The organism is Mycobacterium sp. DHQP2018-32-09 (genome assembly GCF_058148405.1).
On sequence record NZ_JBYVYK010000054.1, the window covers coordinates 15,651 to 38,031 of the forward strand.

The 22,381-nt window shown below is 71.4% G+C and carries 23 protein-coding genes and 2 pseudogenes; 10 read left to right on the plus strand and 15 right to left on the minus strand.

The window, feature by feature from the left end:
- Positions 1-36: 36 nt before the first annotated feature.
- Positions 37-1,971, plus strand: a complete 1,935-nt coding sequence (locus AC30CM_RS22350; protein ID WP_490119106.1) for an ABC transporter ATP-binding protein/permease — start codon at positions 37-39, stop codon at positions 1,969-1,971.
- 13 nt (positions 1,972-1,984) lie between these two features.
- Here AC30CM_RS22350 and AC30CM_RS22355 read toward each other — a convergent pair whose 3' ends face one another.
- Genes AC30CM_RS22355 through AC30CM_RS22365 form a run of 3 tightly spaced genes read right to left on the minus strand, consistent with a single transcriptional unit; the run spans position 1,985 to position 4,755 of the window.
- Entirely contained in the window at positions 1,985-3,520 is a 1,536-nt protein-coding gene (locus AC30CM_RS22355; protein ID WP_490119107.1) for an FAD-binding protein, read from the minus strand.
- The gene (locus tag AC30CM_RS22360; RefSeq protein ID WP_490119108.1) at positions 3,517-4,017 is read right to left on the minus strand and encodes a VOC family protein; all 501 of its coding nucleotides are present in this window, start codon (positions 4,015-4,017) and stop codon (positions 3,517-3,519) included. The genes AC30CM_RS22355 and AC30CM_RS22360 overlap by 4 nt, the downstream gene beginning before the upstream one ends.
- Positions 4,018-4,062: 45 nt before the next feature.
- The gene (locus AC30CM_RS22365; RefSeq protein ID WP_490119109.1) at positions 4,063-4,755 is read right to left on the minus strand and encodes a TetR/AcrR family transcriptional regulator; all 693 of its coding nucleotides are present in this window, start codon (positions 4,753-4,755) and stop codon (positions 4,063-4,065) included.
- Positions 4,756-4,864: 109 nt separating this feature from the next.
- Here AC30CM_RS22365 and AC30CM_RS22370 point away from each other — a divergent pair, with 109 nt between their 5' ends.
- Positions 4,865-5,305, plus strand: a complete 441-nt coding sequence (locus AC30CM_RS22370; protein ID WP_490119110.1) for a nitroreductase family deazaflavin-dependent oxidoreductase — start codon at positions 4,865-4,867, stop codon at positions 5,303-5,305.
- 1 nt (position 5,306) lies between these two features.
- On the opposite strand, the gene AC30CM_RS22375 is transcribed toward AC30CM_RS22370, so the two are convergent.
- From AC30CM_RS22375 to AC30CM_RS22405, 7 genes and pseudogenes are all read right to left on the minus strand, one after another.
- Complete coding sequence (locus tag AC30CM_RS22375; protein WP_490119111.1) at positions 5,307-5,915, minus strand: SecDF P1 head subdomain-containing protein; 609 nt, start codon at positions 5,913-5,915, stop codon at positions 5,307-5,309.
- Between the two features lie 20 nt (positions 5,916-5,935).
- Positions 5,936-6,637: an Rv1815 family serine proteinase gene (locus tag AC30CM_RS22380; protein ID WP_490119128.1), complete on the minus strand. Its 702-nt coding sequence runs from the start codon at positions 6,635-6,637 to the stop codon at positions 5,936-5,938.
- Positions 6,638-7,255: 618 nt separating this feature from the next.
- Positions 7,256-9,008 (minus strand): annotated as a pseudogene (locus AC30CM_RS22385) (HNH endonuclease signature motif containing protein).
- 41 nt (positions 9,009-9,049) lie between these two features.
- Entirely contained in the window at positions 9,050-9,292 is a 243-nt protein-coding gene (locus tag AC30CM_RS22390) for a hypothetical protein (RefSeq protein WP_490119112.1), read from the minus strand.
- Positions 9,293-9,592: 300 nt separating this feature from the next.
- Positions 9,593-9,760 (minus strand): hypothetical protein, encoded by a 168-nt coding sequence (locus AC30CM_RS22395; protein WP_490117871.1) that lies wholly within the window; start codon positions 9,758-9,760, stop codon positions 9,593-9,595.
- A gap of 230 nt (positions 9,761-9,990) precedes the next feature.
- A complete protein-coding gene (locus AC30CM_RS22400) occupies positions 9,991-10,233 on the minus strand; it encodes a hypothetical protein (RefSeq protein WP_490119113.1) in 243 nt (80 codons plus the stop codon).
- A gap of 268 nt (positions 10,234-10,501) precedes the next feature.
- Complete coding sequence (locus AC30CM_RS22405; protein ID WP_490119114.1) at positions 10,502-12,067, minus strand: carboxylesterase/lipase family protein; 1,566 nt, start codon at positions 12,065-12,067, stop codon at positions 10,502-10,504.
- A gap of 144 nt (positions 12,068-12,211) precedes the next feature.
- On the opposite strand from AC30CM_RS22405, the gene AC30CM_RS22410 reads away from it, so the two are divergent.
- Together AC30CM_RS22410 and AC30CM_RS22415 are read left to right on the plus strand one after the other, a co-directional pair.
- The gene (locus tag AC30CM_RS22410; protein ID WP_490119129.1) at positions 12,212-12,547 is read left to right on the plus strand and encodes a DMT family transporter; all 336 of its coding nucleotides are present in this window, start codon (positions 12,212-12,214) and stop codon (positions 12,545-12,547) included.
- On the plus strand, positions 12,544-12,873 hold the full coding sequence (locus AC30CM_RS22415) for a DMT family transporter (RefSeq protein WP_490119115.1): 330 nt from the start codon (positions 12,544-12,546) through the stop codon (positions 12,871-12,873). Before AC30CM_RS22410 ends, AC30CM_RS22415 begins: the two co-directional genes overlap by 4 nt.
- Here AC30CM_RS22415 and AC30CM_RS22420 read toward each other — a convergent pair.
- Positions 12,842-14,038, minus strand: a complete 1,197-nt coding sequence (locus tag AC30CM_RS22420; protein WP_490119116.1) for an MFS transporter — start codon at positions 14,036-14,038, stop codon at positions 12,842-12,844. The genes AC30CM_RS22415 and AC30CM_RS22420 overlap by 32 nt on opposite strands.
- 89 nt (positions 14,039-14,127) lie before the next feature.
- Here AC30CM_RS22420 and malQ point away from each other — a divergent pair, with 89 nt between their 5' ends.
- The 4 genes from malQ to AC30CM_RS22440 all read left to right on the plus strand — a co-directional run bounded on the left by malQ (position 14,128) and on the right by AC30CM_RS22440 (position 18,894).
- On the plus strand, positions 14,128-16,293 hold the full coding sequence (gene malQ, locus AC30CM_RS22425; protein ID WP_490119117.1) for a 4-alpha-glucanotransferase: 2,166 nt from the start codon (positions 14,128-14,130) through the stop codon (positions 16,291-16,293).
- 66 nt (positions 16,294-16,359) lie between these two features.
- Complete coding sequence (locus AC30CM_RS22430; protein ID WP_490119118.1) at positions 16,360-16,785, plus strand: hypothetical protein; 426 nt, start codon at positions 16,360-16,362, stop codon at positions 16,783-16,785.
- Between the two features lie 112 nt (positions 16,786-16,897).
- Complete coding sequence (locus tag AC30CM_RS22435) at positions 16,898-17,797, plus strand: metal-dependent hydrolase (RefSeq protein WP_490119119.1); 900 nt, start codon at positions 16,898-16,900, stop codon at positions 17,795-17,797.
- A complete protein-coding gene (locus AC30CM_RS22440; RefSeq protein ID WP_490119120.1) occupies positions 17,797-18,894 on the plus strand; it encodes a PDR/VanB family oxidoreductase in 1,098 nt (365 codons plus the stop codon). Before AC30CM_RS22435 ends, AC30CM_RS22440 begins: the two co-directional genes overlap by 1 nt.
- 12 nt (positions 18,895-18,906) lie before the next feature.
- On the opposite strand, the gene AC30CM_RS22445 is transcribed toward AC30CM_RS22440, so the two are convergent.
- Positions 18,907-19,374: an NUDIX hydrolase gene (locus tag AC30CM_RS22445; RefSeq protein WP_490119121.1), complete on the minus strand. Its 468-nt coding sequence runs from the start codon at positions 19,372-19,374 to the stop codon at positions 18,907-18,909.
- 36 nt (positions 19,375-19,410) lie between these two features.
- Between AC30CM_RS22445 and AC30CM_RS22450 the strand changes: the two genes are divergently transcribed.
- Positions 19,411-20,148, plus strand: a complete 738-nt coding sequence (locus AC30CM_RS22450) for a hypothetical protein (protein ID WP_490119122.1) — start codon at positions 19,411-19,413, stop codon at positions 20,146-20,148.
- Positions 20,149-20,201: 53 nt separating this feature from the next.
- Positions 20,202-21,002, plus strand: coding sequence for an SGNH/GDSL hydrolase family protein (locus tag AC30CM_RS22455; protein ID WP_490119123.1), 801 nt, complete (start codon positions 20,202-20,204; stop codon positions 21,000-21,002).
- Here the strand turns inward: AC30CM_RS22455 and AC30CM_RS22460 are convergent.
- The 3 genes and pseudogenes from AC30CM_RS22460 to AC30CM_RS22470 all read right to left on the minus strand — a co-directional run.
- Positions 20,988-21,380, minus strand: a complete 393-nt coding sequence (locus AC30CM_RS22460; RefSeq protein WP_490119124.1) for a DUF732 domain-containing protein — start codon at positions 21,378-21,380, stop codon at positions 20,988-20,990. The genes AC30CM_RS22455 and AC30CM_RS22460 overlap by 15 nt on opposite strands.
- A 65-nt stretch (positions 21,381-21,445) precedes the next feature.
- Complete coding sequence (locus tag AC30CM_RS22465) at positions 21,446-22,009, minus strand: hypothetical protein (RefSeq protein WP_490119125.1); 564 nt, start codon at positions 22,007-22,009, stop codon at positions 21,446-21,448.
- Between the two features lie 33 nt (positions 22,010-22,042).
- Positions 22,043-22,381: pseudogene (locus tag AC30CM_RS22470) on the minus strand (hypothetical protein); the annotation flags it as partial.

Sequence of the window (22,381 nt, forward strand, 5' to 3'; positions counted from 1 at the left end):
CCGCTGGTGGCGTCGCGTACCGGTACCTTGTCCGGAATGGACTTGTTCACCCCGACGCTCGACTGGAGTGGCGAGCTGGGGACGTCGCTGGTGTGGATCGCCAAGGGCTGGGCCATCGCCGTGGTGGCCACGCTGCTGATCCTGTTCCTCATCATGAAGACCACCACGTGGGGCAGGCAGTTCTGGCGGATCACGGGGGCGTACTTCACCGGCCCGGGGTGCTGGCGGGTGTGGCTGTGGCTTGCGGTGATGATGCTGTCGGTCATCACCGCCGTGCGGTTGTCGGTGCTGTTCACCTTCCAGGGCAGCGACATGATGACGAGCTTCCAGGTGGTCGCCGGCGGGCTCAGCAGCAGTGACGAGGCCGTCCGCCAGTCGGGCCGCAACGGCTTCTGGATGTCGATGGGCGTGTTCGCCGTGCTGGCGGTGCTGCACATCTCGCGCATCATGCTGGACCTGTTCATCACGCAGCGGTTCATGCTGGCGTGGCGCGCGTGGCTCACCGACCGGCTGACCGGGGACTGGCTCGACGGCAAGGCGTACTACCGCGGCCGGTTCATCGACGACACGATCGACAACCCCGACCAGCGCATCCAGACCGACATCGACATCTTCACCGCGGGTGTCGGTCCGCTGCCCAACACGCCCAACAACACGTCGGCGGCGACGCTGCTCTTCGGCGCCGTCAACGCGATCGCGTCGATGATCTCGTTCACGGCCATCCTGTGGAACCTGTCGGGCACGCTGACGCTGCCGCTGGTGCACGTCGAGCTGCCCAAGGCGATGTTCGCGATCCTGGTGCTGTACGTGGTGGTCGCCACGGTGATCGCGTTCTGGATCGGCAAGCCCATCATCTGGCTGTCGTTCGACAACGAGAAGTACAACGCCGCGTTTCGCTACTCGCTGGTGCGGTTGCGCGACGCCTCGGAGGCCGTGGCGTTCTACCGCGGCGAGCTGGCAGAGCGTATGGGGTTGCGGGCGCGGTTCGCTCCGATCGTCAACAACTACAAGCGCTACATCAACCGCATGATCGGGTTCTACGGGTGGAACCTGTCGATGGACCAGGCGATCGTGCTGCTGCCCTACGTGCTGCAGTTCCCGCGGTTCCTGTCCGGTGAGATCGTGCTGGGGCAGATGACGCAATCGGCGTCGGCGTTCGGCAGCATCCAGGACGGGCTCTCGTTCTTCCGCAACGCCTACGACCAGTTCGCCGGGTACCGTGCGGCGATCATCCGTCTGCACGGTCTGGTGGTCGCCAACGAGGAGGCCAGGGACCTCCCGGAACTGGTGCTCGAGGACTGCGGCGACGGCACCGTCTCGCTCGACGAGGTCGAGGTCCGTACGCCCGACGGCAGGCAGCTGGTGAAGCCGCTGGACCTACACCTCGACCCGGGTGACACCCTGGTCATCACCGGCAAGTCCGGGACCGGCAAGACGACGCTGCTGCGCAGCCTCGCCCAACTGTGGCCGTTCGCGTCGGGGTCCATGAAGTGCCCGGGCACCGACGACAACGCGACGCTGTTCCTGTCGCAGATGCCCTACGTGCCGCTGGGCGACCTGCGCGCGGTGGTGTCCTACCCGTGCAAGGAGGGCGAGGTCACCGACGCCGAGATCGCCGAGGTGCTCACCAAGGTGGCGCTGCCGCATCTCATCGAGCGCCTCGACGAGGTGCAGGACTGGGCCAAGGTGCTCTCCCCCGGCGAGCAGCAGCGCATCGCGTTCGCGCGCATCCTGCTGACCAAGCCCAAGGCCGTGTTCCTCGACGAGTCCACGTCCGCCTTGGACGAGGGCCTGGAACTGCTGCTCTACCAACTGGTTCGCGACGCCTTGCCGAACACCATCATGGTGTCGGTGAGCCACCGCAGCACCGTCGAGAAGCACCACGCCAAGCAGTTGCACCTGTTGGGCGACGGCGAGTGGGCACTCGGCGAGGTCGGGACCGTGGCGTCGGGCGCGGCGGGAAGGGCCTGACCGCCCGTTCACCTCAGCGGGCGTGCGCGGCGGCGTGCGTGGCGGCGTGTGTGCCGGCGCGCCGCCCGAAGAACGAGCCCTCGCCCAGTTGGGTGCCGCTGGCGTAGCCCAGGCCGTCCTGGGCGATGTTCGACGCGCACGCCCCCGCGGCGTACAGGCCGGGCACCACGCTGCCGTCGGCGCGCAGCACCTCGCCGTCGAGGGAAACCGCGAGCCCGCCCATGGTGAAGCCGGAGTACATCGCGACGCCGAGGGACAGGTCGAACGCCGCCCACGGCCCGGTGTCCTGGGCGGCAAGGTAATCCGGCTGCTTGTGGAAGTCGGGGTCCTCGCCCTTGGCGGCATTGGCGTTGTAGCGCTCGAGGGTGGCGGCGAGGTTGCCCGCGGGGATGCCGAGCGCCTCCTCCATCTCGGCGATGGTCTCCCAGCCGTCGATGAACTTGATCAGCGGCATCTCCGGCATCTGCATGTGCGCCTCGTCGACCACCAGGTAGGCCTGCTGGTCGGGTTGGGCCAGGACGAACGCCGACGTGCGGGAGTGGTAGGAGTCCTCGTTGACGAAGCGCTGCCCCTGGTTGTTGACGATGACGCCGGTGAGCAGGATCTCGGGCGGGTAGGCGGCGGCGGTGATGAACAGGCCGTCCATGTTGACCGCGACGCCGCCCGCCGAGACGCCCAGCTCGATGCCCAGCCCGTCGTCGTGGGGGTTGCCCAGGATGTAGGGCTCCACCTCGCCGTGGTGCTTGGTCTTGCGCCGCTGCGCCAGCGCCGGGGTGTGGGTGGCGACCATGTCGGCGTTCATGGCGAAGCCGCCGGCGGCGATGACGACGCTGCCCGCGCGGACGAAGCCGGTGTCGCCGAAGCGCTTCCAGCGCACGCCGGTGACCTCGCCCCCGGGTCCGACGACGAGGTTGGTGACGCCCGTCTCGTAGCGCACCTCGACGCCGAGTTCGCCGGCACGCTTGACGAGCAGCTGGATCACCATGTCGGCGCCGCCGAGTTCGCCGGGGACCGGCACGGAGTGCCCGCGCGGTGCGGGCGTGGCCTGCTCGCAGAACGGCCACACCTTCTCGTTGCCGGTGTAGGACAGGCCCTCGGTGCCGGGAGGCACCACGACCTTGCCCTTCCAGTAGCTGCGTTCGAACTGGAAGCCGAGGCCCTCCAGCCAGTCGAAGTGCTCGACGCTGCCGTCGCAGTAGGCGCGGATCTTGGCGTGATCGGGATCCTGGGAGACCGCCACCAGGTAGTCGTACATCGCGTCGGCGGTGTCGTCGTGACCGGTCGCCTGCTGCACCGCGGTGCCGCCGCCCAGGTAGAAGTGGCCGCCGGCCATCGACGACGTGCCGCCGGCGGCGGCCGCCCGTTCGAGCACCAGGACCTTGGCACCCGCGGCGGCGGCGCTGACGGCCGCGCAGCCGCCTGCCATGCCGAACCCGATGACCACCACGTCGTAGGCATCATGGTTGCCGTCATTGCCGTGGTTGCCGTCGTTGCCGTCCGTGCCGTCGGGCACCTCGGTGGCCGGGATCGTCCGGGGGTGTTCGGTCATCGTTGCTCCTGCTTCACGTGGTCGAAGAACGTCTGGATGTCGGGCGGCACGTAGGCGATCTCGAGGTACGGAACGCCCGCGGCCGCGTCGGCGGCGCCGACGTAGGCGAACCGCATGCCGCCGGGCATGGTGCCGTCGGCCACCAGTTCGGCGCCGGCGCGCTGGGCGGCGGCGACGCGGGCGGCAAGGGCATCGGGGTCGGGCGCGGTGACGCAGACGTGGTGCAGTCCGGGGCCGTTGCGGTCGAGGAATTCGGAGTAGAGGGAGTCGCCACGCACCGGGGCGAGGATCTCCAGTTGGGTGTCCCCGGCATAGGAGAGTGAGACGTGCGCGGTGAAGTCGGCGGGGGCGCCGCGGTAGGTGCAGTCGTCGGGTCCGAAGTGCACGTCGGGCATGCGCACCCACCGGCGGGCCCCGAGGAGCGCGGTGAGTGCCGCCTCGGTGGCGTCCAGGTCGGCGGTCACCCACGCGATCTGGACAGGTGTCTGGTCGGGCATCCACAAGAGGATATCGCCGCACCGCCCCCGAAGCTATAACGTGTTCTAGTTCCGGTCGACGAACAGTGACAGCAACGTGGTGACCTGCGCGTCGAACACCTCGACGGGGTCGGCGAACGTGTCGGCGCCGTACTGCCCGAACACCTCCAGACCGATCGCGCCGACCAGCCCGGCCCACAGCGCCAGGCACGCCGTCATGGTCGCGTCGTCGCCGCCGATGCCGAACTCGTCGCGAATGCCCACGTAGTCGCGCGAGAGTCGGTGCGAGAGTCGTTGCGAGACAGTGCCTTCGACATCCGCCACCGAACCGGCACCCTCGGCGACCACCGCGAGCACGGCGCCGACGACCCGCGTGCCCGGGCCGACGGTGCGTTCGGCGGGCGCGTGATATCCCGGTACCGGGCTGCCGTAGAGCAACGCCCACCGCGCGGGGTCGGCGACGGCCCAGCCGCGTGCCGCGTGGGCCATGGCCCGCACTCGATCCCGCCAGTCGCCGGCGGGACGGGCGCGGGCGGTGTCGACGGCGTCGGCGAGGTCGGTGTAGGCGTCGACGAGCAGCAGCGTCAGCAGCTCGTCGCGGCTGGCGACGTAGCGGTAGATGGCCGACGACACCATGCCCAGCTCGCGGGCGATGGCCCGCAGCGACAGGTTGGCGGCGCCGACGCTGGCGAGGTGGCGTCTGCCGATGTCGACGATGTCGCGTTCGGTGGCCGCGCGTGCCTGGCTGCGGGTGCCCATGGTCGCAGTCTGCCATGAACGAGAGCGGTGCTCTTGCTTTCCGGCCGTCGCCGTGTCACGGTTGAAAAGAGAGCAGTGCTCTCTGATCGCCACATCGAGGAGGCCCCGAATGACCGTCCGTTACGACCGCCCGAGCCGTTTGGCCCGCACCGGCAACGAAGTGCTGCGGTGGCTCGCCGAGGCCGGCGTCAGCATCGCGGGCACCACCGCCGTCCGCGTCCGCGGCCGCCGCACCGGCACGCCGCGCGGCGTCGTGGTGAACCTGCTGGAGATCGACGGCAGGCGCTACCTCGTCTCGCCCCGCGGCGCCACGCAGTGGTCCCGAAATGCCCGCGCCGCAGGCGAACTGGAGATGGGTCCACGGTGGCGTCGCCGCCGGATCCGCCTGCTGGAAGTCGACGACGACGCCAAGCCGCCGATCCTGCGGCGTTATCTCGACCGCTGGTTCTGGGAGGTGAAGGGCCACGTGGGCGGGCTCGCACCCACCTCCGGGGACGCCGAGGTCCGCGCGGTCGCGCCGAGCATCCCGGTGTTCGAACTGCTGGACTGACTCAGGAGCCGTCGCGCAGCATCTTCGCGATGGTGTCGGCGGTCTGCTGGGTCATGTCACCGGAGAGCTGGATCGATTGCCCGTCGATGGGCTGGGTGATGGCGGGCGCGGCCAGTACCAGGCCGTCGCGGACGAACGCGACCTGCTTGCCAACGTTCGCGGTGGTGTAGCGCAGGAAGTCGGCGCTCGAGCGGGTGTCCATGACGATCTGGACGCTGTAGAACTCGCTCATCGGCAGCTTCAGCGATTTGGCGTTGGTGAGGCCGAGTTCCAGTGATACGGGCGCCAATTGGTAGTGCGCCTTGCGTTCGACGTCGCATGCCGGCTGCGGATCGGTGGGCGGCACCGGCGGCGGGGGCGGGTCGCATTGGCCGGGCTGCGCCTGGAACGCCTCGAGCACGGGCCGGACGTCGAGCGGCTTGATCACGAGGACGGGCTGCGTGGGCGTGGGCGGCGCCATGGCGCGTGGGGGCTGGTCCTTGGGGTCCGGTCGTAGGAACGGCATCACCAGCGCAGCAGCGGTGGTGCCCAGCATCGCGAGGATCCCGACCGATGCCAGCACGGCGATGGTGATCTTGCGACGGGACCACCGGTTCGTCGATACCCGCACGCGCCGATCCTAGTGGGCGGTCAGGCGGGAGCGTCGGAAGACGGCGGCACCGTGACCCGGGCGGCGGCGTCGACGGCGGGGTTGGCGGTCCCGGACGTCTTGACCACCTCGTCGCGGATCTGCTGGTCGGTCGACTGCCAGGACACGGCGGCGGGGAAGCTGCCCCACGTGCTGTTGAACATGCCGATGATGACGGCGCGGCCGTCGTCGGTGGGCACGTACACGGGGCCGCCGGAGTCGCCCTTTTGGCTGACGATGCCGTTGGTCATGGTGAACCAGCCGTTGTTCACCGATTCGATGGTGCCGCAGCTCTCGCCGGTGACCACGCCGAAGTGGCAGACGCGCTGGCCGTTGGTGGGGACGACGGTGGGGTCGACGACCAGGGCCCGGCCGCCGGGGAGCACGTCGTTGACCGTGACGTCGGGGGCCAGCGCGATGGTCTGCCAGTCGGAGATGAGGTGGTCGGTGGTGATGGTGGTGCCGTCGGGCGTGTTGTCCTGGAACAGCGTGCCCTGGCCCAGCGGCAGGCCGGCGGGGTTGGTGACGGCGCCGTCGCCGGCGCGGCAGTGCCCTGCGGTGTAGGCGGTCCTGGTGGCGACGTCGACGAAGCCGAGGGTGCAGACGTTGCGGTCCTGGCGGATCTCCATGCCCGGGAACACCAGGGGCCCCACGGCGGGTGCGGGTGCGGCCTCTGCCGCCGGCACGGGTCCGGCCAGGGCCATGACGGCGGCGCTGGCACCGACGGCCAGGGTCCCGAGGAGTCGTCGCCAACTGGTTCGCACGGTGGCCTCCGATCGCGGGTGCTCGTCGAGGGTCCCACAGTACCGAGAGCCGAAACCGATCATGAACTGTTATCCGCTCGAGACCGTGTCTGCGTTACATGGCACCACGGGCAGCGGCCACGTCGAGCGTCGGGCGGCGGCGGTGGCCACCCCACTGATGCCGCGCCGTCCCACTCCACAGTCGCGCGCCACTGCCGGGCCACCCCACCCCCACTGTCTCCCCCCACTTCCGCGCCACCCCACTTCACGGTCTCCCCCACCGCCGGGCCGCCCCACTCCCACTGTTGCGCTCTACGGCCATGCCACCCCACCCCACCGTCTCCCCCACCGCCGGGCCACCCCACCCCACTGTTGCGCTCTACGGCCATGCCAGCTCACTCCACCGTCGCGCGCCACGGCCATGCCAGCTCACTCCACCGTCGCCACCACCGCCGGGCCACCCCACTTCACCCCCGCGCGCCACGGCCATGCCAGCTCACCCCACCGTCGCCCCCCACTTCCGCGCCACCCCACTCCACGGTCTCCCCCACCGCCAGGGCACCCCACCCCACCGTCGCGCTACCCCACCTCATTGCCGTGCGGTGGTGCGGGCCCGCCGGGTGGGCGCTGGTCGGTACGTTCTCCTTCCCGGGCGGTCTCGACGGCCGGGTGCACGTCGGGCGCCCAAGGATCGCCGCCAACGCGGTCATCCCGACCGTCGACCCGTGCCGCCTCCCCAACCAGATCCAATTCAGGTGCCCACGGATCGTCGATGGTGGGGCCGTCGGCGCGGCCGGCGGACCCTGATTCCGCGAATTCGCCTGCCGCGCAGCCGCTTTCCCCACCACCCGGCGGCGGGTGGAGTCGTTCGGGGTGGTGGTAGGTGTTCACCCGGGTTTGGCCGCGGTCCAGCAGTGGGGGTGGGTGCCATTCGACCTGGTGGCGGGCGTTCATCCGGGTGGTCCAGCCGCCCTTACCGACGAGCCGATTGTCACTGCCGCACGCCAGGGCGTTGTCGTTGACGTTGGTGTTGCCACCGGCGGCGAAGTCCTTCTTGGCGTGGTGCACTTGGCAGCCGTACGCCCCGACGGTGCAACCGGGTTTGGTGCAGCCCCCGTCGCGGGTGATCAGGGCGAGGCGTTGCACGACGGTGGCGGTGCGGCGGGTCTGGAACAGGTCGAGGACCTTGCCGGTCGCGTCGTCGAACAGGGTCAGGAATCCCGTGGTGGTGGATTGGGCGGCCAGCTGCAGGATCTCGCGGCGGGTGAGCACGGTGCCGCCGCCGGTCACCCCGACGCCGGCGCGGGACTCCAGATCGGCGAGGGTGGTGCGGATCAGGATCGCGGTGGGAATCCCGTTGAGCCGGCCCAGTTCACCCTTGGCCAGGGCCGTGCGGTGGAGGAACGCCAACGCGTCGTGACGGCGCTGGGCCAGCGTGCGGTCATCGGCGTCGATCTGCGCTTGGCTCGGTGTCCCCGACGTACAGGGCTCATCGTCGGCGGGGTTGCACATGCCTGGGGCGGCGAACTTCGCCAACAGGACTTCCAGGGCGGCCCAGGCCGCGGCGGTCATCACCACGTTCACCGCGACGGTGCCATCGGCGGCCTGCTTCCCGACGGTCACGCCGCGACGCCGCCCCGTCCTCGTCGGTCGGCGGCGGCCCATCCTGATCGAGCAGATACAGCGCCCGCGTGAGATCGGCGGCCAACTGATGCGGCGCCATCGACATCGCGGCCCGCGCCCAGGCGACCTCCAACCCCGACCGCTGCATCGGGTCGACGTGGGTGGGGATCTTGGCGACGGCGTCGCGGATCACGGTCACGTGGTCGGCGTTGATCACCCCGTGCGCCACCGCAAGAGCGGTGGCGGGCAGCTTCGGTGGCATCGGCTGTCCGGTCAGAGACCGTCGGGGCCCGAGGTCGGCGGCCACCGCGACGCGGCGCTTGGCTTCCCTGGGGTGCAGGTTCAGCCGGGTCTGCAACGCATCGGCGAGACTCTTGGCCCCCAACTGCGCTGGCGGGGTGTCGGCGTCCAGAGCGTTGATCAGGCGGTGTTCGAGCGCGGGGATGCGGCAGCGGTGGGTCTCCAGCTCGGCGAGGAGTTCCACCCGCTCGGCGGCGTCGAGTGATTCGAGGTCGCAGGAAGCCAGCGCATCCACGGCGGCACGCAACGCTGCCACCGACTCTGCCACCATCCCCGCCCGCATGCTTCGAACATACATTCGAGGTCTGACATGTCCGCTGTCTCGCTTGCGGGATGGCGTCGATGGCTTCCACGGTCGTGAACGCCGCGGATCCGCGACCCCGGGCAGTCGAGACGACGACGCCCCCACCCCCGGGGATGTGGGGTGGGGGCCTCGAGTCCGGGGGGCGCCTACTTCTGGTCGGCACCGGTGAGGTGGGCGATGTAGGCGGGGCCGTGGTTGCCGTGCCGGCCCGGGCCCACCGTCGGCGCGGGGTGGGCGAACGTCTGCGGCGAGTACGAGTAGCCGTGACCCGTGGGCGCCTCGCCCCCTACCGTGGCGGCGGTGGCGGCCCCGGCCAGGCCGAGGGCCGCACCGCCCAGGATGCCGGCGGCGGCGACGGGCAGGGCGATGGTGGCGAGGATCTTGGTCATGACTTCTCCTGAGAGCGAGCGGTTTTCGAGTGGTTCGGCCGGTGTTCCGGCGATGACCCAATACTCCCGCCCAGGGCGCGCCGGCCATATCGACCGACCGGCCCCACCGGCGGATGAAACCGAACTCCCCCAATCGGTGGACCCACACGCGTTCCAATTGCCGTGAGGGTCGTGATTCGCGCGGAGATCACGGACCCTGACGGCAATCGAACGGTCGGTGACCCGGATGACCGGGCCCCTCGACACGACGACGGGGCACCCACCCCAAGGGTGGATGCCCCGTGTGCCGAGGGACTGGGGTCAGCGGCCGTTGCCGAAGGTCGCCTGCGGGGCGGGCACGGTCGCGGTCTGCTGGATGTCGTTGATCCACGTGTGGTGATCGATCCCGGCGCTGGCCGGGGCGGCCAGGCCCAACACGGCGGCGGCGAAACCGGTGGCGATGATGCCGGCGATGGTGGTCTTCTTCATGATCTCTGCTCCCTCTCGATGACCGCTTCCGCGGTGTCCTGCCACGTGTAACCCGCACGTCAACGCACCTATTTCGGATGGCAGTCATTGAGCGGTGCGTGGCAGGAACCGAGCCCTCCGATTCCGGCGCGGGTGGCGATCCCGCAGAATGCATGACCCTGGTGGCGACCACGACGACGAAACCCCCACCCCCGGGGATGTGGGGTGGGGGCCTCGAGTCCGGGGGGCGCCTACTTCTGGTCGGCACCGGTCAGGTGGGCGATGTAGGCGGGGCCGTGGTTGCCGTGCCAGCCCGGGCCCACCGTCGGCGCGGGATGGGCGAACGTCTGCGGCGAGTACCCGTAGCCGTGGCCCGAGGGCCCCTCGCCCCCTACCGCGGCGGCGTTGGCGGCACCGGCCAGGCCCAGGGCCGCACCGCCCAGGATGCCGGCTGCGGCGACGGGCAGGGCGATGGTGGCGAGGATCTTGGTCATGACTTCTCCTGAGAGCGAGCGGTTTTCGAGCGGTACGGCCGGCGTGTTCCGGCGATGACCCAATACTCCCGCCCACGACGCGCAGGCCATATCGACCGACCGGCCCCACCGGCGGATGAAACCGAACTCCCCCAATCGGTGGACCCACACGCGTTCCGGTTGCCGTCAGGGTCGTGATTCGCGCGGAGATCACGACCCTCACGGCAACCTCGACACGGGACACCCAGCTCGGGCACCGCCCCACGACGTCGGTCGTGACCGCAGGTCACTACCGGAAGCTCAGCACCTCGTCACCCCAGGCCGCGCGCAGATCCCGGTCCGGGTCCTCGACCACGGTGTCGACGCCGTCGATCACCAGCGTCGCGCGCTCACCGTCGCGGTAGGGCCGCCACGCCGGGTCGCCGGCGTACGCATCCGGGGCGGATCCGGACGCGAAGTTCAACCAACGGCGCCGCATCCGCTCGGACACCTGCGTGCCGACCTTGAGGCCGCCCAGCTTGAACGTGGGGTCCTTGGGTCCCATCGAGAGGTTGCCCCACACGTAGGGCAGTTCGGTGGCGTGCGCGGCGCCCAGCCGGAGCAGCCGCAGCATCGGCGTCGCCCAGTCGAAGCGGTAGACGTAGGTGGGCGCCACCTCGGCGTGCGCCTGGGCGAACCAGATGGTGGGCATGCGGAACCCGATGTCGCGGGCGACGCCGAGGCCGGGCACCTTGCCGCGGCCCGGGTAGGTCGATCCCAGCACCTCGCGCGACGGCAGCCGAAGGTCCGGCTGCTCGGCCTCGATCTGGGCGAACATCGCCGAGATCGCCTTCGGGGTGATGGGCATCAGCGGGGATCGCATGAACCGGAACAGCGCGGCCTCGTGGGCATTGGTGCCGATGATGAGCGGCACGGGGTGGGTCTCGCCGGCGCGGGCGACGTCGATGGGGTATCCGGGCACCACGTCGCCGTCGACGATCGGCGCGAACCCGAGCGTGCCGGGCGCGGCCACCGGCACCTCGTCGAAGACCCGCTTGGAGGCGGCGAGTACGTCGGCGATGGGCAGCTTGGGCAGCCAGTCCGCCGCGTCGTAGGCCAGGCCCAGCGCATCGAACAGCCGCTCCCCCACGGTGCGGCCGCGCGTGGCGTCGTACAGCGACGTGACCGGGGAACTCTGCGCGATGGCGGCGGAGAACAGGCCCGCGGCCGCCGGGCTGGCCAGCAGCGTGGTCACCACGCCGCCGCCCGCGGATTCGCCGAACAGCGTGACGCGCTGCGGGTCGCCGCCGAAGCCCGCGATGTTGTCGCGCACCCACTGCAGGGCGAAGATCACGTCGCGTAGCCCCAGGTTGGTCTCGAACGTGGTGCGCGCCGTGCCGAACGACGACAGGTCCAGGAAGCCCAATGCGCCCAGCCGGTAGTTGAGGGTGACGACGAGGGCGTCGCCCGCGCCCGCCAGCGCCTTGCCGTGGTAGAGCGCCTGCGCCGACGACCCCAGGACGTAGGCGCCGCCGTGCACCCACACCATGACGGGTTTGCCGGCTCCCGGCGCGGTGTCGGAGGAGGCCCACACGTTGAGCGTCAGGCAGTCGTCGCCTTGCGGGGCCCCGAGGTCGATGGGGATGCGCGGGTCGGTGGGCTGGGGACAGACGGGGCCCACCTTCGTCGCGTCGGCGGGTTCGGTCCACGGGGTGGGCGGCTGCGGGGCCCGCCAGCGCAGGTCGCCGACGGGCGGGGCGGCGTACCGCACGCCCTTCCACGCCTTCACCACGCCGTCGTCGATCCCGCGGACCGGACCGTGCGTGGTGTCGACGACGGGTGCGTCGCGCACGGCCGGGTCGGACTGCAAGGTCACCGCTGCGCTCCTCGTGCCGACGGGCGGGCGGGATGGGACATGTGGGGCTCCTCGATGTCGCTGGCGGCGTTGCCGACGGTGCGCCCAGGCTACTCGCGACACCCGATCCGCCGCCGTGACCAGCGCCTCACTAGGTTGATCGGCGTGCGCACGTGGGGATTGCTGGCAGCCGCCATCGCCAGCGAGGTGGCCGCGACGCTCGCGCTGCGTGCCTCTCAGGAGCACGCCGGCTGGCTGGTGGTGGTGGTCCTCGGGTACGTCGGCGCGTTCGTGTTCCTCACGCTGGTGTTGCGCGCCGGTCTGCCGGTGGGCGTGGCCTACGGCATCTGGGGTGCCTGCGGTACGGCCGCGACGGCACTGGTCGCGGCGGCACTGTTCGGCGAGGCGCTCACGTGGCCGCTCGCCGGGGGCATCGCGTTGATCATCGCGGGCGTGCTGCTGGTCGAGTTCGGGTCGCACGACGGCGCGGCACCGTCGTGACGTGGCTGGTGCTGATCACCGCGATCCTGCTGGAGGTGATGGCGACGTTGGCGCTACGGGCGTCGCAGGGATTGCGTCGTCGGGCCTGGATCGTGCCCGTCGTCGCCGGCTATGCGGCGGCGTTCTCCCTGCTGTGGGTGACGCTGCGCCTGGGCATGCCGGTGGGCGTCGCCTACGGCGTGTGGACGGCGTGCGGCGTCGCGTGCGTCGCGGTGGTGGCGCGATACGTGTTCGGTGACCCGCTGACCCGCCGGATGGTCGTCGGGATCGCGCTGATCGTGGTGGGGGTGTTGGTCATCGAGTTGGCGGGTGGGGCCGGGCGCTGAGCGCGCCCGCGCAGGCCACCGCCAACAGCGCGGCGACCGGCACCACCAGGAGGCCGACGCGCAGGGTCGTGGCGTCGGCGAGGGCGCCGACGACGGCGGGTGCACCGACGAACCCGATGCGCATGGACCACGCCACGGTGGTGAGTGCCCGCCCTTGCGGCAGTCCTGGCAGGCGGTCGGCGGCGTGCATGGCGGCCGGGATGGCCGAGGCCAGCCCGAAGCCCGCTGCCGCGAAGCCGACGAGCGTGCTGGGGACGCTGGGGAACGCCAGCGCCAGGCCCACGCCCGCGGCGGCGAGGATGCCGCCGGACCGCACCACCCGTCGTTCGCCGAAGCGGTCGACGAGCCGGTCGCCGAGGAGTCGGCCGACGAACTGCGACGCCAGCAGCCCGACGTAGCCGGACGCGGCGAGCGCGCCGGTGACGCCCAGCCGTTCTCCGAAGTACAGCGTGGACCAGGAGCTGCCGAGGTCTTCGACGACGGCGCCGGCGATGGTGATGACCATCAGCAGGGCCAGCAGCGCGTAGGGCCTGCCGAGGGTGACGCGGCGGGTGGGTCCATGCGCCGTGGGTGGGGCCGGGGCGTCGGCGCCGGGCAGCCGCGCCCGGTAGGCCAGCACGGCGACGCCGGTGAACAGGATGCCGGTGGCGGCCAGGTGCGCCGCGCGGGGCACGTGCAGGGCGAGGGCCGCGGCGCCCATCGCGCTGCCGAGGACGGCTCCGATCGACCACACCGCGTGCAGCGAGTTGATGATCGAGCGGCCGACGGCGCGTTGTACGCGCAGTCCGTGGGTGTTCTGGGCGACGTCGGTGACGGCGTCGGCCGCGCCGCCGAGGAACAGGGCGGCGGCCACCAGCAGCGCGCTCGGCGACGCCGCGGCGACGGCGATGGTCAGCGCGATGCCGATGGTGCCCGCGAGCGCCGTCCGCGCGTCGCCGTAGCGGCGGACCAGGGCGCCGGCCGTCATCCCGGCGACCAGCGCGCCCGCCGGGAAGGCCGCGACCACCATGCCGTAGGCGGCGTTGGACAGTGCCAGGTCGGCCTTGACGTCGGGGAGACGCGGGGCGAGGTTGGCGAACAGCGCGCCGTTGGTGAGGAACTGCGCCGAGGCGGCGATCCGGGCCCGTCGCAGGTGTCGAACCGGGTCGTGGGGTGGGCCCGTCATCGTCGGCGACGATACCGAGTGGGTGTGCGACCGCGGGTCGTCGCGGTGGTGGCACGCGCCGCGCGCCGGGACCGGGCAAGATCATGGCCATGAGCGACCTGTCCCCGTCCCTCGTCGAATTGGCCGGGCGCCACGGCGTGGCCACCGACTTCCAGGACTGGACGGGTGCGCACCGGCCGGTGTCGGAGGAGACGCTGGTGGCGGTGTTGGCCGCGCTCGGGGTGGCCGCTGCCGACGAGGACGAGCGGGGCCGTGCCCTGGCCGACGTCGAGCGGCGGTACTGGGAGCGCTGCGTCACCGAGACGATCGTGACGCAGGCTGGCCGGACGTCGTCGTTCTGGGTCCACGTCGATCACGGCCAGTCGGTGGGGACGTGGATTCGGCTGGAGGACGGCACGGTGCGCACCGGGGTGCGGCAGCTGGTCAACGACACGCCGCCGTATGACCTGGACGGTCGGCTGGTCGGCGAGGCGAGTTTCGAGCTGCCTGCCGACCTGCCGCTGGGGTATCACCGGCTGCACGTGCGCGCCGGTGCACGCGAGGCCGTGGCGACGCTGATCGTCACGCCGCCGACACTGCGCCTGCCCGCCGGGCTGGGGGCGGGTCGCGCGTGGGGTCTGGCCACGCAGCTGTACAGCGTGCGTTCGGAACGGTCGTGGGGCAGCGGGGATCTGACCGACCTGACGGATCTGGCGGTGTGGTCGGCGGCCCGTCACGGGGCGGATTTCCTGTTGGTCAACCCGTTGCATGCGGCGGCTCCGGCTGCGCCGATGGAGCCGTCGCCGTATCTGCCGACGTCGCGGCGCTACGTCAACCCCCTCTACTTGCGCGTCGAGGCGGTGCCCGAGTACGCCGACGTGCGCCACCGCGGACGGCTGCGCAAGGCGCGGTTGGCGGCGCAGGGCCGCGCGCAGCGGGCGGATCGGATCGACCGGGATTCGGCGTGGACGACGAAGCGAGCCGCGCTTCGGCACGTCTACCGGGTGCCGCGGTCGGCGGGCAGGCAGTTGGCGTTCGAGGCCTACCGCGCCCGTGAGGGTCGCAGTCTCGACGACTTCGCGACGTGGTGTGCGCTGGCGGAGAAGTTCGGCAACGACTGGCACGAGTGGCCGCGGAAGTACCGTCACCCGGGGACGCCTGCGGTGGCGGAGTTCGCCGCGGCGAACGGTGAGGCGGTGGACTTCCACCGCTGGTTGCAGTGGCAGCTCGACGATCAGCTGACGCGAGCGCAGGCCGCGGCGGAGCAGGCCGGCATGGCGCTGGGCATCATGCACGACCTGGCGGTGGGCGTGGACCCGAACGGCGCCGACGCGTGGGCGTTGCAGGAGGTGCTGGCCCTCGGCGTGGCCGCGGGCGCGCCGCCCGACGAGTTCAACCAGCTCGGTCAGGATTGGTCGCAGCCGCCGTGGCGGCCGGATGCGTTGCGCGAGGCCGGGTATGCGCCGTTCCGGGCGGTGGTGCGCGCGGTGCTGCGACACGCGGGCGGGGTGCGCATCGACCACGTGATCGGCTTGTTCCGGCTGTGGTGGATTCCGCGCGGTGCGGCGCCGACGGAGGGTACGTACGTGCGCTACGACCACGAGGCGATGATCGGCATCGTCGCGTTGGAGGCGCACCGCGCGGATGCGGTGGTCGTCGGTGAGGATCTGGGCACGGTGGAGCCGTGGGCGCGCGAGTACCTCGCCGGGCGCGGGGTGCTGGGCACCTCGATACTGTGGTTCGAGCTGGACCGTGACGGCGGTGATGCCGCCGGCGGTCCGCTGCCTGCCGAGAGGTGGCGGGAGTTCTGCCTGTCGTCGGTGACGACGCACGATCTGCCGCCGACGGCGGGCTATCTCGCGGGCGAGCACGTGGCGCTGCGGGAGCGGCTGGGGCTGTTGACCCGCAGCGCGGCGGAGGAACGGGCGGCCGACCGGGCGGAGCAGGACGCGTGGCTGGCGGTGCTGCGCCGCCTGGGCCTGTTGGGCGAGGCGGCCGCGCCGGGCACCGCACCGAACACCGAGGAGGTCGTCACCGCGCTCTACCGGTTCCTGGGCCGGACGCCGTCGCGACTGTTGGCGCTGGCGTTGCCGGACGCGGTGGGTGACGTGCGGACGCAGAATCAGCCGGGGACGGTCGACGAGTACCCGAATTGGCGGGTGCCGCTGGCCGGGCCGGACGGCCGCGCCATCCTGCTGGAGGACGTGTTCACGAATGCTCGCGCTGCGGCATTGGCCGAGGTGCTGCACCATCGGGTAACGCCGGCGGGTGATTGAGCGAAGTTCCTCGAGACACCCATCTGCGCTATGTTCGCAGGCGCAGCCGCGACAACCGGAGGTCACGTGAAGAAGCTCGCCGTACTCGGCGCCAGTGCCAGCGTCATCGCGGCATCGGCCGCCGTGGTGTCCCTGGTGGCGCCTGGTGTCGCCGCATCGGAACCCAGCTCGTCGTCGTACAACGTCGTCGGCGAGCCGTACGGGCGCGCGTTGGCCATTCTCAAGAGCCAGGGTGTGAAGGCCTTCTTCGGCGGCGCCGTCGGCAGTGATTACCCGCAGGCCGAGTGCATCGTCGAACAGCAGAAGATCACCGGCGGCGGCCGGATGTATCTGAACTTGAACTGCACCAAGGAAGCGGTGCTCAACGCCACCGACAACACGCCGGCCGGTGCCGGCGGCGGCGGGGGCCCCCGGGTGGGTGGCAACGGGGTGACGACGGTGACGGCGACGCCGGTGGGCCCGCAGCCCGGCATGCCGATGCCGGGTGCCTGAGCGGCCGACACCCCCGGTACCCGCTACCGACGTTCCCACATAACCCGTAGACTCCCCCTCACCACTGCCATCGCGACTTCGTTCGCGACGTCTCCAGAGGGGGTCCTACCGCATGTTGCGTCCGACGCGCTTCGCCACCGAGATCGATCCGGGGCCGGTGCAGATCCAGGCCCGCAAGGTGCACTTCGACGTCACCGACACGCCGCTGGACTGGATCCCCGGGCATCCCGTCGCGTCGCACATGGTCAGCCTGCTCAACGTCGTGCTGCCCGCCGCCGAGCGGTGGTTCGTCACCACGTTCAACGAGGCGCTGCCGTTGGTGCGCGATCCCAAGCTGGCGGAGGACATCCGCGGTTTCATCGGCCAGGAGGCCGTGCACGCCGACACGCACGACGCGGTCCTGCAGGAGTACCTGCGGTCGTCGGGCGTCGACGTCGCGCCGTTGCTGGAGTTGGTCGAGTACGTGTTCGAGAAGATGCTGGCGCCCACCGATTCGCCCGACCCGAAGCGCAGGATGAACGACCTGTGCGACCGGCTGTGGCTGATCGCGGCCATCGAGCACTACACGGCGGTGCTCGGTGACTTCTCGCTGAACAGCACGTGGGACGACCACGGGGCCGACGCCACGTTGGTGGACCTGTTCCGCTGGCACGGCAGCGAGGAGGTGGAGCACCGCATGGTGGCCCACGACGTGGCGACGTACTTCCACGACAGCTACGTCGACCGGGTGCGCGCCATGACCATCGCCATCGCGATGATGTTCACGTTCTTCCAGCGTGGCACGTGGTACCTGGTGCGCCACGATCCGAGCCTCGATCTGCGGTGGTGGCAGATGCAGCGGATGCGGATGCGCGACTCCAAGCTGGGCCTGCTGCCGGAGTTCCGGAAGTTGTTCGGCGGCAACACCTTCACGTACTTCCGGCCGAAGTTCAGCCCGGAGTCCATGGGGTCCACCGCGCAGGCCGTGGCATACCTGGCCAGCTCCCCCGCGGCCCGCGCGGCGCACCTCTGATGCGGCTGCGCACGCGCCTGCGGGAGCTGCCGCCCATGCCCGGCACCTCGGGCCGCGCCTGGTCGGTGGGGCTGGCCGACGCCGCGCTCACCGGACTGTTCGCCGTGTCGGGGCGGGTGCGCCAGATGGCGCCGCCCCGGGCGGTGGACCGGACCGTCGCCCTCGAGGTCGCCGAGCGCACGGTGGTGGCGCGCGACCAGGACGTCGTGGCACTGCGTCTCGTCGCGGCCGACGGGGGCGAGCTGCCCCGCTGGCACCCCGGCTCACACCTGGACGTGCACCTGCCCAGCGGCCGGGTGCGGCAGTACTCCCTGTGCGGCGACCCGGCCGACGCACGGTCGTATCGCATTGCGGTGCGCCGCATCCCCGGCGGTGGCGGTGGGTCGGTCGAGGTGCACGACGCGCTCGCCGTGGGCACCCGGCTGACCACCGGCGGGCCCCGCAACGCGTTTCCCCTCGCGGTGCCCGGATACGGTTCGCCGACGCAGCGGTTCCGCTTCGTCGCGGGCGGCATCGGCATCACCCCCATCCTGCCGATGCTGGCCGCGGCGGAACGTCTCGGCGTCGACTGGTCGATGATCTACGTCGGCCGTCATCCGGACAGCCTGCCGTTCCTGGAGGAACTCGAGCGCTTCGGCGACCGGATCCAGATCCGTACCGACGATCGTCACGGGCTACCGACGGCGGCCGACCTGGTGGGTGAATGCCCAAGCGCCACCACGGTTTACGCGTGCGGTCCGGCCGCCCTGCTCAGCGGGGTGCGGGCGCACCTGGTGGGTCGCGACGACGTGGAGTTGCACTTCGAGCGGTTCGCCGCGCCACCGGTGGTCGACGGCCGCCCGCTGACGGTGGGGGTGGCGTCGTCGGGCCGCACGGTCGACGTGGCGGCCGACGAGACGGTGCTCGCCGCGCTGGTGCGCGCCGGGGTGCACGTGCCGTACTCGTGCCAGCAGGGGTTCTGCGGTACGTGCCGCACGCGGGTGTTGGCCGGCGCCGTCGATCACCGGGACACGTTGCTCACCGATCCGGAGCGTGCCGAGACCATGCTGGTCTGCGTGTCGCGGGCCGACGAGGACGGGTTGATCCTGGACCTCTGAGCGCGGCGGTCGTCATTCGGGTGGCAGCCGCTCGAGCAGCAGGTCCAGCAGCGGACGCTGCCCCTTGAGCAGTTTGTTCCGGGCGTCGGCGACGGAAAACCATGCGGCGCGGTCGATCTCGGGGAACTCCTGGATGCGTCCGGAACCCCTCGGCCACTCCAGCTCGAAGGTGTTGGACACGCCGCGGGCGGGGTCCAGGTCGCCGCGGACGGCGAACGCGGTGACCACCTTGCCGCCGGGCTGCGTGACGGCGGGCAGCTCGATGGGGGTGCCCGCGGGTACGTCGAGGCCGATCTCCTCGCGGAACTCGCGCCGCGCGGCCGTCCACGGGTCCTCCTCGATGGCGTACTCGCCCTTGGGAATCGACCAGGCGCCGGCGTCCTTGCGCGCCCAGAACGGCCCGCCGGGGTGCCCCAGCAGCACCTGCACGCCGTCGGCGCCCTTGCGGTAGAGCAGCACGCCCGCGCTCAGCTTCGGCATCGGCTGCTCCCCCGCCCTGGCGTCACCACGCGGCCCATGATCGCACGGGTTGGCACGGCGGCGGCCGTGCCGGATGCTGGAGTGGTGACGCGTTGGGGGCCACCGCCGGGGTGGAGTCCGCTGCGCTCACTCGACGTGCTGGCGGACACCGGGGTCTCGGCGGCCTACCTGGGGGTGTTCGTCGCGGTGCGCCGGCTGGTGGTGGGCAGGCGCATCCGGGTTCGGGCCGGGGACGGCACGCTGCTGTTGGTGGTCGACGACGTGGTCGCGCGGCTGCGGGGTCCCGGCCCGTGGCACGACGTCCGGGTGACCGCGCGTGACGTCCGCTTCGACGAGCATCGCCTGGCGACCGCCACCGCGACGCTGCACGACGTGCGGTTGCGCGCGGGCGTGCCGCCGGTGCTGGTGGCGGCCCCGGTGGAACTCTCGATCGACGTGCCTGCCCCCACCCTGGAGCGGTTGGTGAGCCGTGCGGCACCCCGGTTGGTGGGGCGGCTGGACCGCCGCGGCGTGGCGACCGTGCACGTCGCGCGACGGCAGGCGGCGGGCCACGTCGAGGTGGACGTCCGCCTCGACGGTGACACGCTGTGGGTGGTCCCGCGCGCGCTGGTGCGGCGGCGACGGTGGCCGCTGCCGGCCCGCACGCCCGGGTACCCGATTCGGTTGCCGCGCTTGCCGACCGGCATGCGGATCGTCGCGGTCGAGTTGCGCCCCGACGCGGTGCGGATCGTCGGCGAACTGGACGAGTGGCGGATGGAGCTGCAGCCCCTGTAGCGGGTGGGTATCGCGCCGGGCGCCGTCGCGCTGTCCCCGTTACAGTCGCCGGTGTGGTTGACGGGGTTTACGCGCGGTACGTGGCGCTCGGCGACAGCCAGACCGAGGGTCTGTGGGACGGCGACGACGCGACGGGGTTGTTCGGGTTCGCCGATCGACTGGCGGTGCGCCTGGACCGGCTGAATCCCGGTCTGCGCTACGCCAACCTGGCGGTGCGGGGTCGACGCATCCGCGACGTCGTCGACGAGCAGCTGCCGGCGGCGTTGGCGATGTCGCCGGACCTCGTCACGTCGTGCATCGGCATGAACGACGTGACGCGTCCCGGTGGGACGTTCGCGCGGGCGCTGGAGGATCTGGACCTGTTGCACGCCCGGCTGGCGGCGTCCGGGGCCACCGTGGTCATCACGACGTTCCCCGACCTGGCGCGCATCCTGCCGGTGGGGCGGTTGATCGCCGACCGCGTGCTGGCGATCAACGGCGCGATCCGGGCCGCGGCGGTGCGCCACGGATTTCGGCTGGTGGACCTGTACTCGGCGCCGTCGATGATCGATCCGCGGGTGTGGAGCGACGATCGGGTGCACGGCTCGCCGACGGGTCACGAGTTGTTCGCGCAGGCAGCCGCGGAGGCGCTGGGGCTACCGGGGGCGAATCACGACTGGGCGCTGGCGCGGCCGGACGTGGAGTTGCCGGGGGTGCGGTCGCGGTTGTACTCGCAGGTCCTGTGGGCGCAGAACTTGCTCATGCCGTGGATCTGGCGGCATCTGCGGGGGTTGTCGTCGGGCAACGGCCGCGGGCCGAAGCGGCCCGAGCTGGCCGGCGTCTCGGAACTCGGGGTGGTGTCAGAAGCCCAGTAGGCCGGTGGGCAGACCCGCCAGCGGGTTCTGCCCGTTGCCGACCGAAGCCATCACGCTGGGGCAGAACATCGTGATCGCCATGCCGGTGAACATGGTGGCCGGACCCAGTGGCATGCCCGCGGCGTCGGCGACCTGGGCCGCGGCGTTGGCGGCGTTCTGGCCGGGTTCGGCCAGCATGGGGCACACGGACTGGCCGAGGGCGACGGCATCGGCGGGGTTGGCCACGGGAACGCCGGCGTTGCCGAGGGAGTTGACGAACGCGTCGCCGGCGGGGTCGGCCTGCGCGGGGGCAGCGGCCACGACCTGGGTGGCGACCAGGGTGGCGGCGGCCCCTGCGGTGAGGGCGAGCAGGCGGGTGGCGGTGCGGGCGCGGGTCACGCGAGGAGCCTACGGCCCCGCGGGGACGCGGACCAATCGACCCAATCGACGCCGGGGGTGGGTCCTCAGACCCCGGTCCAGGTGTCGTCGAGTTGCTGGGCGACGTCGATGATCTTGGCGTCGCGTGAGGCGGGGCTGTTGATCTCGCCGGTCACGTGGGCGGCGATGAACCGCTTGATCTCGGCGTCGACCCCGCCGATGATGCGGACCACCTCGGCGCGCAGTGTCTGGGACGTGACGTGGATGGTGATGTCGGCGGCGCGGGGCGGGTGCACGTCCAGGATCAGCAGCAGCGGTTCGGCGGCGAGCGCCTCGGCGCGCAGCGCGATCTCACCGAACACCATGAACCGCGGCTTGTCGATGCGCAGGTCGACCACCAGCTCGATCTCCAGCGGAATCCGGATGGCGAACGTGATCAGTTCGCCGACGCGACGCTTGACCTGCGGCGTCTGCACCCGGACGCGGGCGGTGACCTTGGCGAACTTGCCGGGCCCCTGGGCGATGGGGCCCATCTCGAACTCGTCGCCGGCGATGGCGGCGATGGCGTCGCCGACCCGCTGCTCGGAGACTGCGACCTCGAAGAATTTGCGGCCGAATTCTTCGTATGTCACGTACTGGTGGTCAGGCATGGTGCTGTAACCGTCTCACGTTCCTCGGCGCAGTCAATGCACGCCACCCGAAACTCGACCGGGCTGAAAGAACAGTGTGACCTCGGTGATGGCGAACGGCTTCGGGTGCACGGTGGTGAAGAGCACGCCTCGGCGGTCGCCGGCATGGATGCGGGCGGTCACGGTGTCGCCCGCGGCGATCACCTTCTCCCATCGGGCGTCGCGCAGCAGCGCCACCAGCCCCGTCGTCGGGATCGGCGTGCCGTCGCCGGACGTGATGACGGTGCGGTCGCCCAGCGCGCGTCGTACGGCCACCTCGTCGCCCGCCCGCGCGTCCGCCAGCAGCCGGTGTACGCGCTGTCGGCCGCGCGCGCCGACGCGACGCAGCCCGGT

Excerpts from the sequence above, each read along its gene's own strand:
- AC30CM_RS22365 (WP_490119109.1), bottom strand. The coding sequence starts at position 4,755 with ATGGGCACCCGCAGCCAGGCACGCGCGGCCACCGAACGCGACATCGTC.
- AC30CM_RS22400 (WP_490119113.1), bottom strand. The coding sequence starts at position 10,233 with ATGACCAAGATCCTCGCCACCATCGCCCTGCCCGTCGCCGCAGCCGGC.
- AC30CM_RS22380 (WP_490119128.1), bottom strand. The coding sequence starts at position 6,637 with ATGGCCCTGGCCGGACCCGTGCCGGCGGCAGAGGCCGCACCCGCACCC.
- AC30CM_RS22420 (WP_490119116.1), bottom strand. The coding sequence starts at position 14,038 with ATGACGGGCCCACCCCACGACCCGGTTCGACACCTGCGACGGGCCCGG.
- AC30CM_RS22440 (WP_490119120.1), top strand. The coding sequence starts at position 17,797 with ATGCGGCTGCGCACGCGCCTGCGGGAGCTGCCGCCCATGCCCGGCACC.
- AC30CM_RS22465 (WP_490119125.1), bottom strand. The coding sequence starts at position 22,009 with ATGCCTGACCACCAGTACGTGACATACGAAGAATTCGGCCGCAAATTC.
- AC30CM_RS22370 (WP_490119110.1), top strand. The coding sequence starts at position 4,865 with ATGACCGTCCGTTACGACCGCCCGAGCCGTTTGGCCCGCACCGGCAAC.
- malQ (WP_490119117.1), top strand. The coding sequence starts at position 14,128 with ATGAGCGACCTGTCCCCGTCCCTCGTCGAATTGGCCGGGCGCCACGGC.
- AC30CM_RS22435 (WP_490119119.1), top strand. The coding sequence starts at position 16,898 with ATGTTGCGTCCGACGCGCTTCGCCACCGAGATCGATCCGGGGCCGGTG.
- AC30CM_RS22395 (WP_490117871.1), bottom strand. The coding sequence starts at position 9,760 with ATGAAGAAGACCACCATCGCCGGCATCATCGCCACCGGTTTCGCCGCC.
- AC30CM_RS22445 (WP_490119121.1), bottom strand. The coding sequence starts at position 19,374 with ATGCCGAAGCTGAGCGCGGGCGTGCTGCTCTACCGCAAGGGCGCCGAC.
- AC30CM_RS22450 (WP_490119122.1), top strand. The coding sequence starts at position 19,411 with ATGATCGCACGGGTTGGCACGGCGGCGGCCGTGCCGGATGCTGGAGTG.
- AC30CM_RS22355 (WP_490119107.1), bottom strand. The coding sequence starts at position 3,520 with ATGACCGAACACCCCCGGACGATCCCGGCCACCGAGGTGCCCGACGGC.
- AC30CM_RS22360 (WP_490119108.1), bottom strand. The coding sequence starts at position 4,017 with ATGCCCGACCAGACACCTGTCCAGATCGCGTGGGTGACCGCCGACCTG.
- AC30CM_RS22390 (WP_490119112.1), bottom strand. The coding sequence starts at position 9,292 with ATGACCAAGATCCTCGCCACCATCGCCCTGCCCGTCGCCGCCGCCGGC.
- AC30CM_RS22350 (WP_490119106.1), top strand. The coding sequence starts at position 37 with ATGGACTTGTTCACCCCGACGCTCGACTGGAGTGGCGAGCTGGGGACG.